The organism is Lactococcus sp. AK05, from assembly GCF_041026685.1.
In the GTDB taxonomy this organism is placed as follows: domain Bacteria; phylum Bacillota; class Bacilli; order Lactobacillales; family Streptococcaceae; genus Lactococcus; species Lactococcus lactis.
This window is the reverse complement of sequence record NZ_JBFTEI010000001.1, coordinates 385576-401216: the sequence shown is the minus strand read 5'-3', so window position 1 is coordinate 401216 and position 15641 is coordinate 385576. Positions and strand designations below refer to the sequence as shown.

12 protein-coding genes are annotated in these 15641 nt (G+C 36.8%); 1 reads left to right on the top strand and 11 read right to left on the bottom strand.

The annotated features are described in order from the left end of the window. Positions 1-105 precede the first annotated feature (105 nt). The 6 genes from AB6B24_RS01935 to AB6B24_RS01910 are packed head-to-tail and all read right to left on the bottom strand — an operon-like array spanning position 106 to position 8619. A complete protein-coding gene (locus AB6B24_RS01935) occupies positions 106-4962 on the bottom strand; it encodes a hypothetical protein (protein WP_311803083.1) in 4857 nt (1618 codons plus the stop codon). A 36-nt stretch (positions 4963-4998) separates the two neighbouring features. Next, on the bottom strand, positions 4999-5754 hold the full coding sequence (locus AB6B24_RS01930) for a WxL domain-containing protein (protein WP_311803082.1): 756 nt from the start codon (positions 5752-5754) through the stop codon (positions 4999-5001). Between the two features lie 37 nt (positions 5755-5791). Further along, entirely contained in the window at positions 5792-6550 is a 759-nt protein-coding gene (locus tag AB6B24_RS01925) for a WxL domain-containing protein (RefSeq protein ID WP_311803081.1), read from the bottom strand. Positions 6551-6587: 37 nt separating this feature from the next. Beyond that, complete coding sequence (locus AB6B24_RS01920; protein WP_311803080.1) at positions 6588-7379, bottom strand: WxL domain-containing protein; 792 nt, start codon at positions 7377-7379, stop codon at positions 6588-6590. A 28-nt stretch (positions 7380-7407) separates the two neighbouring features. Then, entirely contained in the window at positions 7408-8253 is an 846-nt protein-coding gene (locus AB6B24_RS01915) for a WxL domain-containing protein (protein ID WP_311803079.1), read from the bottom strand. Between the two features lie 60 nt (positions 8254-8313). Next, positions 8314-8619: a cell surface protein gene (locus AB6B24_RS01910; RefSeq protein WP_311804322.1), complete on the bottom strand. Its 306-nt coding sequence runs from the start codon at positions 8617-8619 to the stop codon at positions 8314-8316. A 590-nt stretch (positions 8620-9209) separates the two neighbouring features. On the opposite strand from AB6B24_RS01910, the gene AB6B24_RS01905 reads away from it, so the two are divergent. After that, positions 9210-9839: a hypothetical protein gene (locus AB6B24_RS01905; protein WP_153242216.1), complete on the top strand. Its 630-nt coding sequence runs from the start codon at positions 9210-9212 to the stop codon at positions 9837-9839. 1 nt (position 9840) lies between these two features. Here AB6B24_RS01905 and AB6B24_RS01900 read toward each other — a convergent pair whose 3' ends face one another. The 5 genes from AB6B24_RS01900 to murD all read right to left on the bottom strand — a co-directional run bounded on the left by AB6B24_RS01900 (position 9841) and on the right by murD (position 15316). Then, on the bottom strand, positions 9841-10011 hold the full coding sequence (locus AB6B24_RS01900) for a hypothetical protein (protein WP_012898204.1): 171 nt from the start codon (positions 10009-10011) through the stop codon (positions 9841-9843). A gap of 27 nt (positions 10012-10038) precedes the next feature. Next, on the bottom strand, positions 10039-11352 hold the full coding sequence (obgE, locus tag AB6B24_RS01895; RefSeq protein WP_047205923.1) for a GTPase ObgE: 1314 nt from the start codon (positions 11350-11352) through the stop codon (positions 10039-10041). A gap of 149 nt (positions 11353-11501) precedes the next feature. Further along, a complete protein-coding gene (locus AB6B24_RS01890; protein WP_311803077.1) occupies positions 11502-12680 on the bottom strand; it encodes a cell division protein FtsQ/DivIB in 1179 nt (392 codons plus the stop codon). Further along, positions 12681-13754, bottom strand: coding sequence for an undecaprenyldiphospho-muramoylpentapeptide beta-N-acetylglucosaminyltransferase (gene murG / locus AB6B24_RS01885; RefSeq protein ID WP_311803076.1), 1074 nt, complete (start codon positions 13752-13754; stop codon positions 12681-12683). It abuts the gene before it with no gap. Between the two features lie 209 nt (positions 13755-13963). After that, on the bottom strand, positions 13964-15316 hold the full coding sequence (murD, locus tag AB6B24_RS01880) for a UDP-N-acetylmuramoyl-L-alanine--D-glutamate ligase (RefSeq protein WP_153242219.1): 1353 nt from the start codon (positions 15314-15316) through the stop codon (positions 13964-13966). Positions 15317-15641: the final 325 nt, after the last annotated feature.

Below are 15641 nucleotides of genomic sequence, written 5' to 3'. Positions count from 1 at the left end.
ACTACATTTCTGTAGTATTTTGATTAAAATCTTATAATAAAATTAAAATAAGTCCGTTATACAAAGTAGGACTAATCCCACTTTGTATAAAATTGCTATACGCAACTAATTAGAAGGTACATTATTTAAAGACCAAGTTAATTGTCCCTCATAGGTTCCCTTCTCTTGATGATCAACCGGAATATTCAATTGGATTCCTTCACCAGAGGTTGAATTCCAGTTTTGATTTAACTTAAAAGTACCAGTAGTTGGTGAAGTATTGGCATAAATCTGTAAGGCATCACTTGTAATTACTTTACTTCCTGTACTATCTTTGAAGAAAAGATATGAAGCCAAATTATTATTATTTGTCAAACCTTTTAAATCTTGAGTTTGTGCGACACTCACATACCATGGCTTCAAGGCAGAACCTGTCCGTGTGTCCGTAACAACCACATCACTGGCAGGACTTGTAGCCCATGAAATTAATGGTTTAGGACTTACGTCTAATGTACCAAAGTCGTAAGAATTTGGTGTAGAAAGACTTATAGAGCCAAAAGTTAAATTAAGTGTAATATCTTTTGATAATCCATTATAAGTATAAGTAACAGGACGAATATTACCATCTCCATCAATGATTGGATTATTGGCTTGTATAGTTTGCAAGGTTGTAACCAAATTTGACGGACTGCTAATCACTGGTTCTTCTATCGTTCCATCCGCTTTAAAAGCTAAAGCATAGGTCCAATTACCATCCAGATCTTTTTGATCTTTTAAATCGTGTGCATCATCACTTGTCATACTTGCATCATAAACATTAAGAGCTGTCTGACTATCTGATGAAATAACTGCTGCCTGTGGTACAACAACAATGTTACTATTAGTAGAACTTTTTCCCAAAGTCCAGCTCACAGGTATTTCTGCATATGATTTATCTTTTACATTAGTATCACTAGTAGTAGGATCTTGAATCGTATTACCTGCATTATTTATTGAACTTAATGGATCACCACTCATCGTAATATCTGTCATTACACCCACTCCTTTTAAGCCAACAATTTTTTGGAGTTGTGCTTGAGTCAATGATGATGCATTTATTGCCGAACCTTTATTCGGTAGGATATAGTTTCCAGCACTTAGACTAGTGGTGTTATCAGTAGCCACATTTTGTACAATATAACTTCCATATATTGCTTGATCGTTTGTGCCATCTTGTTGATTTCCTACAAAATAGTCTCTCGTACTAAAGTTACGTGTAGCACCAGTAGTTCCAGCATTGACATCAAAATTAGGATTAGTTGATGGATAATTATTTAAAACCTTTCCATCAAATGCCGTGGCTGTTCTAGATTTTATGTAATATGGTGCTTTAGCGGTGAAGCTAAAGGGAGCTGTTGTGCTATCACTATATCCCATCACATACATTACTTTGATCGAACTTGCATCAGTATCAGATGCTACCGAGGCCCATGCTTGCATCGTTTGACCAGCAACGGGATTCCCTGTTGTAACATTAGATTTTAAATGATGTTGCCAATTTCCTGAATCTGCATCACCAGTTGTATTATATACACGTACCTGCCCTGGAACAACATAACCAATCCAAGTTGGATTACTTGGGGTGGAGAGGGAAGACATTGTATAATCCCCTAAAAATGCATAATTTTTGGCTGAATCTACACCAGAAAAATTATTAGGACTAATATTTACTGCACCAGATTTTGTAGAAGTATCTCCACCATTAAACGTAAGCACAGGGAATCCCCTTTGTGTTCCCCAATAAGCTCCACCAAAAGTATTAGTTGGAGATGTTGCAGTTCCTATCGGCGACCAAAATAAACTCCCATTATTAGTTGACATATCCAAATCAGAAAGGTTAATCAATCCCGATGTTTGAACATAAGGGGTCGAGAGTGTAATATTGCTGCCGACTGTCATCTTTGCAATTGAAATGAGAGAACTTGAAGAAGTGATTGCAAGCGTCGAATTTTTTCCTAGTATCAAATTCCCAGTTTTATTGTAACTTACTGCATGATTTACCGCTGTTGCGCCATTTCCGTTTAAAAATGAACCTGAGACATTAACTGTAGTGTTTGGAGAAATCTTTGCATTCGTAAAGTTAGCAAGTGTACCAGAAATGTTAACAGGTAACTGGGATGAATTATCCCCAAGATTAACAGCAGCGACTGATGCTTTTCCTGTAGTTACTGATGTTTGATAGTTATCATTTGTACCGCCACTATTGACACTTCCTTTAATATTGACACCATCTGAAATGTTGATATTAGTATTATATTGCAACGCTTGAGTATAATTTGTACCGTAAACTGAACCTACTGACATTGGAATAGTCGAACTCATATTTTGAATATCAATATTAATTGTTCCGACATTAGTATAAGTGTTGCTGTTACCGTTAGATTGACCATCGCCGTAAAGTATTGCAGAAGCCAGTGTATTGGCTGTCGCATCACCTGTTTTTATACTCAAGGTAATCACGTTACTTGATCCAGAACCTACTTTGGTTAATGTATTGCTATAGCCATTTCCTCCTGAGAGATAGGTATTACCTGTTGGGAATTTAAAAGTATTTCCTGTATGACCAGATAAATCAAGATTAAGTGTTGAATTTCCTTGAATAGTATTGCTGGCATTATAGAAATTGCCACCACATAGTTGTTTGGTTCCTGTACGTGGATTTCCTGAGAAATCTCCACCATATACATCTACTTCAGAATTCCCTCCGGTAACATTTCCACCCCCTGATCCGTAATTTCCTCCAGCAATAGCGTTGATAACTCCATTATAAATGACATTGGTCATATTGCCTTGAATCACTCGGTTATTCCAGGAACCGCCCGATTCAAACCAGTCAACCTGACCGTTGTTCATTTGAGTATTAGAGTTACCATAAAGAGTACCGGTATAGCCTGCACCTTCAAGCGTATCCTGAATACCACCATTGTTGAAATTATAAGAATTTCCCTGATGATATCCGCCAAAACCATCGCCGTAAGTCCATCGAGCAATATCATTATTTTGAATGGTAGTAGAATCTCCTACTTGCCAGTAAGAGTTATCACTTCCTTCAGTACCACCACCACCAACAATGTCAGAAGCACTGATAGCCTGATAACCAGAAGTCATTGACTTATAAGCTAAATTACTTGTCGCAATAGTATTACCATTGGCTGTCCCGTAGCCAACATTTACAAAACCAGAGCCGCCAACCCCTGTACGATTTGAAGACGAGCGGCTGCCATCGGACACTCCATTTTCACCTGTTGTATTACCACCAGGAGCGGTGCTTGAATCTCCTACTTCAAGAATACTATTTCCTTGAACATAACCATAACCGCCACCGCGCATGTAATCATTCCCGGCTCCGGTAGAGAATGTTCCGCCTTGTGCCCAAGAATAGATATTGCCGTAAATCTTTATGGTAGAGTTACTTGCTGCAATCGCCGCACCTGATGAGGGATTAGCGTCATTCGTAGCATTACTTTGCATTCCACTGATGGTATAGCCATAATAAGCCTGACCAAATCCACCAGAGAAACTAGAAATCGGTGCATTAGTGAAACCAGTTTTAACATAACTGGTAATATTACCATAAACCGTGCCCGAATTTCTGTTTTGTGCTCCGCCAGCCCCCGCAAAATCATATTGACCTGTGCCTGTAAACTGACTTGTATCTACACTATTGACGATTGCATCCCCACTGTTTCCTGATTGACCTACAATACCTGTATCGCTACCGCCATCGTAACCTTCTTGACCATTCCAGCTTCCAAGACCTTTAAATGTGTTGTAAATTGTGCCCTTGACTGTACCGTTAGCTGCACCTCCATAATAACGTGTATTATAAGAGGCGCCTGCAATGCTTGAGTTCCAGTTGTTATAAACATTACCGTTTACAGTGACAGGGCTAGCACTTGTTCCAACACCTGCACCGTAAATATTTCCAACATTACCAGTAAAACCAGTTACAGATACATTTGTATTACCATTGATTATGCCGCCAGATGCATTGCCTCCCGTAACCGTTCCTAATCCAGAAGCGTTTGTGATGGAAACATGGGTACTTCCTGAGATATTTCCGCCGGCATTATTTCCGCCATAAAAACTCATCGTTCCTGTACCAGTTGAGGCAACATAAATATTGGTATCACCTATAACGTTAGTCGTTCCAGCTGTTCCACCATAAATTGAAATTCCAGTTCCTGTGAAGTTCGATCCTGGCATAAATGCAATCGAATTGCCCTGAGCGTAGAAATTGTCATTAGTTGCTGCAACAGTAATGTTACGAAAGACCGTTGGGGCGCCAAAATAGTTATTTGTTGGAGTTGTAATCGTATAACTTCCTGTCGCTGCAACATTAGGTGTACTTGTCAGACTATCAGTTGTATTGGCAACAATGGTCAGTGATTTAACTTTTCCAGATAAGCCTGAAAAAGTTCCTGCTGCGCCTGTATTAGCCATGGAATTGGACAAGGTCACATTACCGCCAATAAACAGGACATAGTCATTTGAATTTGAGGCGTTAGAAGCAATAAAACTTAAAGCAGCTTGAACATTAGCATCCGATACACCATAAATATTATAGATTGTACTTCCGCCTTGAATAACAGAAATCTGACTTGCTGCTACATTAGGCAAACCCGAAATGCTTTGCTGATAACCAAAACTTGTTCCATTGGTTGCCTCTGTGGGAAGTTTAATATTTAAAGCAGGGCGACTAGGCTGAGCTAAAGATACGCCATTAAAAGTACTACTAGTGGGAACAACGCTTTTAAGCATGGTATTCATACTAGTATTAGACGTTGTCGCTCCTACTTCTTGAGATGATAACACCTTCCCAAGAGATGTTGCCGTAATAGGCCCACTATTAATACCTTGAGAAATTGTCCCCAAATTCATAGATGAAACCAATGCTAGCAACATTATAAAAGTCACAAGTTTAAATTTATATTTTCTTTGCATGAAATCTCCCTTGCTTGTTTCTCACCACTAAAAATATTAATTAGATGGTGTATCGTCAAGTGTCCAGGTTAAATCTGCTGTATACTTGGCTGCACCTGCCACACCTGCTGGAACAGAAAGTTTGATGGCTGTGTCTTTTGTAGCTCCATCTTTCCCCCCAAAGTCAAGCAAACTATTACCAGAGCCGTGACCAGCCGTTGCTCCCAATATTGTTGCCGATTGTACTCCAGGTGTCAAAACTGTAGTAGCTGAAGAAATATCTGCTGGGTTTGCCGTACCAGCTCCTTGAATCTCAGCATCACCTAGAGTCACTGTTGCTCCTGTTAATGTACCATGACCATTCGCTACTAAATTGCTATCTGTTGTTGTGAAGTCAGTCATTTGAACTTTCAAATTCCAACCTGAGAAAGTCCCACGATTATCTGCTACTTGAACATAGTTAGTACGTGTCGTATTATCATCTAATTTTTGTGCAGCAGCATTGTAAACTTCTGCTTTATTGCTTACAGGATGACTTCCAAAATCAAAACTTGAGGCATAGACAATAGTTAAACCACTATCAGGCATTGTCGGTCCTACCGGATTTACACCATCTGGCTCCGTTGGTTTTACTGGAACAGTTGGGTCTTGCGGGTCAACTGGACCTGTGGTATCTGTTCCGGCGGTAAAAGTTACCTCTCCTTGCGTGCCATATGATTGTGTTGTAGCTGCACTGGCAAGTTGTGGACTTACTGATACTGCTAATAGCCCTAAAGTTGCTAGAGAGAGATATTTTGTTACTGATTTAGACATATAATGTCCTCTTTTCTATAATAATGTGTGTTACAAATTAATTTGGCACGTTTGTCGGTAAATCAGACAATATCCAATTTAAAGTTGTAGTGTAAGCAGTCGCATCCTTGGGGGTATCTCCAGGAACAAATAATGAAACTGCTGTTGTTAAGCCATCTTCAGTGACCATTGAATCGTTTCCCCAGCGAATTACCCAAGTTCCAGCTCCTTCGCCAGTTGAGGCAAGAGCTACTTGAGTTTCAACACCGGGAATAAGTCCCAAAATTGTTTGTGTTTTGGGAGATTTTTCATTAGTAAAAGAAGCTTTTTCTGAACTTTTTAAATTAATCGTGGCTCCTTTAAGTACTTTGTACTTCTGAGGGCCTGAGTCAATTTGAGTAAATTGTGTTTTCTCGACTACTTTTAAGTTCCAACCGGCAAATGTTCCTCGACGATCGGTTACTTGAACATAATTCGGTGTTAAAACTTCAGAATCAAAATACTTTTGGGCTTTAGCTAAATATGTTTGATCTTTATTAGAAATTTTATGATTTCCAAAGTCAAAACTTGAAGCAAAATCAATTGTCAGTGAGCCATTTCCCCCTGGATTAGGCTTTGAACCATCTGGATTTTGTGGAAATACAGGTAAAGTTGGATCAGGTTTGTTAGGATTAACAGGGGGGTGAACTCCGCTACCTGGACCAAAACCAACTATTCCTTGCGAATTATAGCTTTGGACTTCTGCTGCATTAACTCGAATTTCCAATCCTAATGTCATTAAGATGAGAGGTATACTTAACCATCTTATTTTTTTCACAGTACCCTCCTTTTTATAGTTTAGAAATTATAGACATTTAATTTCCTGGGGTATTCGTTAAAGACCAAATTAATTGTGTCGTATATGACGTCGCTTTATTTGTACCAGCAATAACTTTAAGACTGATTGGTGATGCTGTAGAAACTGCTTCATTACCCAGATGCGCTCCACCATTTTCTTGGTAATCTGCATTAGCTCCTAGACCATATATCCAAGTTCCCATCCCTTGATTTGGACCAGCTCCTAAAATTTTGCTAGCAGCTGTACTAACAACAAAATTAGTGTTATTGATATAACCGGGTTTTGCAGCAGTGGTTCCATCGGTATAACCTTTACTAAAAGATAGTTCTGCTCCGGTTAGCTTTTCTCCTGAAGTATTTTGAAATTGATCAGATTCTGCAACAGTCAAGGTCCATCCATCCCAGGTTCCGCGTGTATCAGTAACTTGAACATAATTAGGACGTGTCATATCAACTGCACTTCCATCTTTATCTTTGCTAATCCACTGTGCATGAGCATAGTATGTAGCATCCTTTGAAGAAATTTTTTGTGTCCCAAAACTTAGACTTGAAGCAAAATCGATTGAAAGTGCTCCTCCTGTTCCGGGTGTTGGGTCGGTACCATCAGGATTTGTTGGTCCTACAGGGACAGAGGGGTCTAAAGGATCAACGGGGTTAATTCCAGTATTATCTCCTTCAGCAAAGTTAACATATCCATTTGATGTATAATCTCCACCAGTGCTTGCGGCATCAGCTTCACTGGCAATTATTGGTCCCACGATTAATGCAGCAGTTAGTAGTACCGTTGATTTTAATAAAATTTTATTCATTTATTCTCTCCTTTTATCAAAATCAGACTTATGGTGCTGGTGTAACCGCAGATGTATTTCCATCCCAATCATTTCCTGGAACGGCTTGCAAGCTCCAATACAAATCTGTAGTATATGGTGCCGCTTTCTCAATCAAACCTGCAGGAACAGCCAAACTAATTGCTGATTTTGTCGCCACTTTAGTATGATCTGTGGTATTGGCTGTATCAACTGAACTTGCATCATAGGCATCTACATCACCAAAATTATATAACCAAGTTCCTGCTCCTTCATTTTTTGCAGCTGAAACTAGTTTTGTTGCTACTCCTGGTGTGAGCGTTCCTGAAGCGACAACATCACTTGGCTTCCCAGCGGTAATACCATTTCCTCCAAGGAGAGTACCACCGGTAAAGCTAATTTGTGCACCACTAAGTGCATATCCAGGATCTGTTGAAGTTCCAGTAGTCATATGAAGATCTGAAGCTTGTGTTAAACTTAATGTCCAACCTGATAGCTCACCTGATTGGTCTGTTACTTGAGCATAGTTAGGCACTACTTTTACAGCGTTAGATTGATCTTTTACCATATCAGGATGTGCATAATAAGTTTTAGATTGAGTAGAAATTGATTGGGTTCCGAAGTAAAGGGTTGAACCATAATCGACAGTAAGATTTCCAGAAGCACCTGGAGTACCTGGGTCTACTGGTATTACAGGATTAGTTGGGTCTGTTGGATCAAGAGGGTCGACTGGACCGGTTCCTGCTTGCAAAGTCAAATTTGCACTTGAAGTGTAATCTCCACCTGTAGTTGCCGCACTAGCGGTTGTGACTATCATTGGAGCAGAAATCAGTATGCCGGCAAGAAGTGTTGTTGATTTTAAAATTAGTTTATCCATTAAGTTTCTCCATTTGTTTTATCCTTAAAAAAGGTGCAGTAATCGACTATTATTTATTTTTTATAAAGTTAACCTCCCTCTTTCTTTTTTATAAACTATTATGCTTGCCAAAATTAGTAAGCCAACATAACTAGTTACCATTGATGAGAATTCCATATCTCCTGTTTTTGGGAGTATGGTCTGAGTAATTGGAAGGTCTTTTTTAGGATTTTCTTTACTAATTGAACTTGATTCTGGTCCTACCCAATTTCCCGTAAATCCTACTTGACCTTTTGTATCATAACTTGTTGTATCTGCTAAACCCGTTGTCATCAATAAATTTGACGATGAGAATAGCAATAAAATAATTAATAGTAATTTTTTCAATATTCTTTCCTTTCTTAATCTTTACATTTACAAACTTTTATCATTGTAATCAATAAAAGACCTCTCTTTCTCTATAAATTCTAATGTAATTTTCAGAAAAACTTCAATTTTTCGGAAATTTTTTCATTATAATGCAATGATTTTACTCTATTTTAGGTCTTGATTTGTTTAGGGAATTGAGTAATGTGTAATTTTACAGATATATTTTTTAATAATTGTGTAGTTAATCTTGTACAAAACAATTAATTATTATATAATATAGTTGTATGTATCTAATTTTTTTAGTTACAAAGTAATTCTAGAGTGAAAATTTGATGAGTTAACTAGTGTTCTTTCCGAAAAATTGAAGTTTTTCGTAAAGAACATCAATAATTAAAGGTGTTTTCTACTATTTTTTCTAATTCAACTTTATATTTACTAAAAAAAAAAAAAATTTATTACTTCATAAATTGTTTTTTTATATGAAAAAAATAGTATAAAATTTCCCAAAAGTGATACAATGATAAGAAACATTTGAAAATCAACCACCTCTTCTGTCAGTAAAATTTACTGGACACTTTGCTGACAGAATTTTTTAAGGATTTTATACCATGAGTTTTATAAATATTGTTATGTTGCCGGATTTCATCAGTATTATTTCAGATGGACAAATTACAACCAACGAAGTTCTTACCCAAAGTCATTTTAAAAAATTTGAAAGTAATCCAAATGGGTTCGTTGTTGGAATTACCGGATTTGAATTGATTACCAATAATATTCGCAAGAAATTTTATTATCAACCTAATTTAAATTTTGAGGAAGCTGAACTTTTGCTTAGGGCTGAACTTGAAAAATATAAAAGTAAGCAAGTTAATTTTGGTCAACATATTTCTTTTAATGCTGTCATTGCGGGATTTCCTATTGAGAACCCCAAAGTCCCTAAAGCTTTAAGTTTTCATGTTGCAAATCAAAACATTTCGGAACGCTACTATGAAAAATCGGCAATTCTTTCTTTGATTCCCGATGATATTTCTTTTAACCCCAATCAAATTATTACTGATAATCTGAATAAATCTTTGAATATCACTCCAACTTTTCAAGTTCAAACCCTTCAACGTAATGCACTCTATAAAGTTGCTGACCAATCCCAAACGGTCAATAAGGTTATTTTTCAAGAAATAATTGAACCTAAAATTACTGATAGAAATCACTATTCTAGCTGTCAGAAAAAAAAAGACTGAATTAATCAGTCTTTTTTTCATCGTTTTTCTTTTGATTAGCCTTTGATAAAGTCAATTTACCATGAGGATTGTATTTCTTTAACAAGTCATCAATCCGTTCATCGGTCCAATAATCGGCTGAGGCAATAAAATTTCCGTCTTTGTCACGGTCACCAATAATTTTAAATCCCATTTTTAATCTCCGAAAATATTGAAATCTTTAATCTACAAATTCAAATTCAAATTTTTGAATTCTAACGTAATCGCCATCCTTGGCTCCCATTGAACGAAGTGTTTCGTCAACACCCATCGCGCGCATTTGGCGAGCAAATTTCATAACTGATTCATCATGATCAAAATTAGTCATGATAAAGAGTTTTTCAATCTTATCACCAGATAAGCGCCATCCACCATCATCATCACGAGAAACTTTAAATGGTTTTTCTTCTTCTTCAAAGCCGTAATAAGCTGTTTCATCCGCTAATTCATCTTCATCGTAAAGTAAGAATTCTGGTGTTTGTGCAAGTAATTCACTTGTGCGTGCAAGCAAACCTTGAAGTCCTGTTTTAGTCAGGCCAGAAACTTCAAAAATTTCAGGCATTTCTTTATCAGAACCTAAATCAGCAGCTAATTTTTCTTTAAATTCAGCTAAACGTTCAGCAGCTTCTGGCATATCCATTTTGTTGGCAACAATAATTTGTGGACGTTCCATCAAACGTAAATTGTAAGATTCTAATTCATCATTGATTGTTTTGTAATCTTCGTATGGATCTCGTCCTTCAAGTTCTGACATATCGAGAACATGAAGAAGGACACGTGTACGTTCAATATGACGCAAGAATTGAATTCCCAGTCCTGCACCAGAGTGCGCTCCTTCAATCAATCCTGGCATATCTGCCATAACAAAACTATCTCCATAACCCACTTGAACCATTCCGATATTAGGAGTGATTGTCGTGAAATGGTAAGCGCCAATTTTAGGACGCGCATTTGAAACAACTGACAATAATGTTGATTTACCAACAGATGGGAAACCAACTAAACCAACATCTGCTAAAACACGAAGTTCCAAAAGTAGAATTTTATCTTCTCCTGGTTCTCCATTTTCTGCTACCTCAGGTGCTGGGTTACGTGGTGTGGCAAAACGAATATTTCCACGACCGCCGCGACCGCCTTTAGCAACCGCAAATTCTTGGTCTTTTTCGATTAAGTCAACTAAAACATCACCAGTTTCGTTATCTTTAACAGTCGTTCCTTGAGGAACATGAACAATCAAATCTTCGGCTCCACGACCGTGCATTCCTTTGTTCATCCCTTTTTCGCCTGGTTTACCACGGAAAATACGGTTATAACGGAAATCCATCAAAGTTGACATTCCTTCATCAACTTTAAAGATTACAGAACCGCCTTTTCCCCCGTCACCACCGGCAGGTCCACCATCTGGAACATATTTTTCACGGCGAAAAGCAACTGCACCATCGCCACCTTTACCAGCTTTTACTTCAATTCGTGCTGTATCTAAAAACAAAGACATACAGTTTCTCCTCTAAATTTTCTTTATATAGTTTATTTATTATTTTTCCACAAAAATGCGTGCTATCTATTATAGCATTTTATCAGCTTTTTTTATAGCTTACTCTGTGCTAAAAAAGTGACAATCCTAAATTATCACTTTTTTTATTTTTAATTTGAACTTGTTGTTGTGCTTTGAGCAGTATTTTCACTACTTGCATCAGTCTTTTTCGCATTTTGAGCAGAAATAGATGCTGATTTTGAGGTAGATAATTGTGAAAGATAAGCATCATATGCAGCTTTTGGCTTCGTATAAATACCAGCTTCCATATCTACAACTTGTGGTGCTTGAACTTGTTTAGCAACACTTGGATAATATGGCAGGCGGTCAGCTAATTGACTCAATGAAACTCGAACCTGATTTCCGTCACTCATATCAATGGCAATGAAATCCTTCGTCGCATCTGTAGGAGTTTTAGTAACATTAGTCATTAGTGATTTTATTGCTGGTTTAAGCGTTTCATAAGCATTTACAAAAGTTTTAACTTCTTCATCATTAAAATTTTGTAAAACTGGCAATTTCTCAAGCTTAGTTGCATCAACTGGTGTTGTAATCACGTAACCGTTATTTAAGACAAGGTAAGTTTGATTATTACGTTTGACATAGACACTGTTTGTATGTTCTTTTACAATGGCCTCAAAACGATTAGGAAAATGGTAATTGATTGTAACAGCAGAAATTCTAGGGAATTTTTGTTCGATTGCCGCTTCAATTTTTTCCTTATTATTTAGGATATTAAAAATACTATCGCTTGTTTGAATTCCTGAAGCTAATGCAACTTGTTCGCTACTTTCATTCGCATTTCCAGAAACACTAAAAGTTGATATTTTGCTTAAAGGTGAAATCAAATAAAGAGAGCCAACGAATACCAGAACAACAATTGCTAAGGCTGGCCACATTTTCTTTAAAAGTGGAGCTGAACCTTTAAATAAAGAAGAAAATCTCGAAGGTCTTTTGATTTGCTCTTCTTCATACTCATATTCATTCTCTTGAGAAAGTTGTTCTAACTGAGCAATAATTTTTTCATTTTCAATCGGAGCTTCGCTTGATTGATTTTCTTCGTTATTAGTCTCAAAGCCTTCTTCTAACAACTCAGCTGACTCAGCTTCGTCTCTAGTGTCATCAAAGTTTTTTTCAGTTTTTGGGAGACTTTTAAGAAAAGGTGAAGAAAAATGAACCTTTTTAGGTTGATTTGCTTTCTTTTCTTTTTTGGCTTCTTCTGCTTTTCTTTTCTGATATTCAAGATGTTTTTGCTGCCAAGGGGTTAAGTTATTATCTTTTTCACTCATTTATTTACTAATTTCTTTCACTAGATTGTAAAGGCGTTGGCTAGCATCTGGAACGCCCGCTTTTAGACTAGCTGCTTGCATTTCTTGATACTTCTCATTATTTTCGAGTATATTTGAAATAGCTTCAACCAAAGTTTGACCCGTTAGGTCTTCGTCTTTGATGATAATAGCTGCACCTTGGTCAACGTATTCTTGAGCATTTTTAGTCTGTTGGTCAGCTGTCACATTTGGACTTGGGACATAAACGGCTGGTAAGCCTAAAGCGGTAACTTCAGCAATAGTTGTTGAACCAGACCGTCCTAAAAAGAGCTGACTTTTTGCTAAAAGTTCTGTCATATTATTAATATAAGGACGAATATCTAAATTAGAATTTTCTTTATATTGATTAAAAGTTTCCTTGTAATCATCATAATAAATCTCTCCTGAAGCATAAACGGTTTTAAATGAACGTTGTGCTAATTCAGGAAGGGCTTCAATAAAAGCATTGTTAAGTTTTAAAGCGCCACGTGAGCCACCAAAAATAACAACCGTTGGCTCTTCAAATTTTTCTACTTGAGCCGCTGCATCTGCAACTTCTTGTGCCCTTGGATTCCCAGTAAAAGTTGTTTTGCTCGCTGGAAAATATTGTTCTGCTGCGTGAAAACCTACTGCAATTCGGTCAACTTTTTTAGCAAGAAAACGATTAGTTATTCCTGGGAAAGAATTTCCTTCATGTATAATTGTTGGAATTTTTAATTGCGCAGCAGCATAAACAACTGGCCCTGCCACATATCCACCAGTTCCCAAAACAACATCCGGTTTAAATTCTTTCATAATTTTTTTAGCATCTGAGACAGATTTAAAAAACTTATAAGCTGTTTTTAAATTTTGCGGACTAAGTGAACGACGTAATCCTTGGATATCAACTGTTTTTAAATTAATTCCTGCTTGAGGGACAATTTTTGCCTCCAAGCCTTTTTTCGTTCCAATATAAAGCACTTCTGTATCTGGTTCTACTTTTTCCAAATACTTAAGGAAAGCTAGCGCTGGATAAATATGACCGCCTGTGCCGCCACCTGTAATGATAATTCGCATGTTTGTTTTTCTCCAATAGTTTGGGGATTCTCTGACAAATATTTTTGTACCCAAGTTTCATTAAATCCTGTTCTCTAATAAACAAGAAAATAATGATAGAAATAAAGTACAAATTAAATCTGATAGCTGTCAGCAAGATGAATCGTAATTATTCTTTCTGTCAGTAAAATTAATTTTAACATAAATTAATTCAATAGTTGTCAGTACTTTTATTTTTTCAAATTTTCAAAGGCTTTGATGAATAAATCACCGCGTTCTTCAAAAGTTTTATATTGGTCCCAACTTGCACAAGCTGGACTAAGTAAAATTGTATCTCCTGCTTGCGTTTGAGGTAGAATTTCTTCGAGGGCTTTTGCAACATTTTCACTATCAAAAACGGGAATATTCAATTTTTCTGCAGTCAAACGTAATTTATTTGCTGTTTGACCAAAAACAACCATTCCTTTCAAATCTTGCAAATCTTTTTCTAACTCTTCAAAACCATTTCCACGATCAAGTCCGCCAGCTAAAAGCCAAAGTTTACTATTATCAAAACCAGAAAGTGCTTTTTGAGTAGCCAAAATATTGGTTGCCTTGCTGTCGTTATAGACTTTACGACCATCAATTTCGCCAAGATATTGCAGACGATGTTTTACGCCAGCAAAACTTGTCAGCACTTCTACAATCGCTTCATTTTTTGTCCCTTGTAATTTTGAAGCTACAATGGCTGCTAAAGCATTTTCTAGATTGTGCTCACCAGGAAGTGAAAGTTCAGAAACTTCCATGATATATTCATCATTAAAATAAATTTTTCCATCTTTAGAATAAGCACCATTAACTTTTTCTTTTGTTGAAAAAGCAAGAACAGTCGCTTTCGTTTTGTCAGCCAAATTACGACATTTTTCTTGATTAAAATTGAGAATCAAGAAATCATCTGAGGTCATATTTTCTTGAATTCGCCATTTTGCAGCTTCATAGGCTTTTTGCGAACCATGATAGTCTAGATGAGCTGAAAATAAATTTGTAATTAAGGCAATTTTAGGGCGGAAGCTATCAATGCCCATCAATTGAAAACTTGAAAGTTCCATCACTAATGTATCAGAAGCACTCGCTTTTTCGGCTACTTCTGACGCTGGAAAACCAATATTCCCTGACAATTTTGCTGACTGACCATCGGCATTTAAAATATCAGCAATCAATGTTGTCGTTGTTGTTTTCCCATTGGTTCCGGTAATTCCAATGATTGGAGCTTCACTGATGAGATAAGCAAGTTCAACTTCAGTAATTACAGGAATCTTCAATGCTTCAGCTCGTTCAACCATTGGGTTATCATAACGAATTCCTGGATTTTTAACCATTAGTGCAAAATCTTCATCCAATAAATCAATAGGATGACTCCCTGTGATGACTTTAATTCCTTCTTCTAAAAGTAATTGCGCTTCTTTATTTTCTTCAAAAGGTTTGCCATCATTGACCGTAACAATCGCACCCAACTCATTGAGCACAAGGGCAGCAGCCATTCCAGAACGGGCAAGTCCAAGAACTAAGATTTTTTGATCTTTAAATTTCGTTATTTTTTTCATTTTCTATTCCTTTTTAAGTTGTCAGTAAAATATTTCACTGACGACTTTATCTAATCTATTTTACCCCTAATCGGGCTTTTTTTCAACAGTCTTATTTACTGACAAGCCTGTCAGTAATTTTTTCAAAAAAATACAAAAAGCTGACCTATTTGTCAGCTTAATTTTTAATAAGATAGTACTCAGCAAGAAGAATTATTTCCAACCTAGCATATTTGTTATTACACCGAGAGTCAGCAGTAGTGAATCTGGAAAGGCGCTCTCCAAGCATTTACACTTTATCCTGTTATAAAGTATGAGGCTTAGAGCGTAACAAGTAACACAAAAC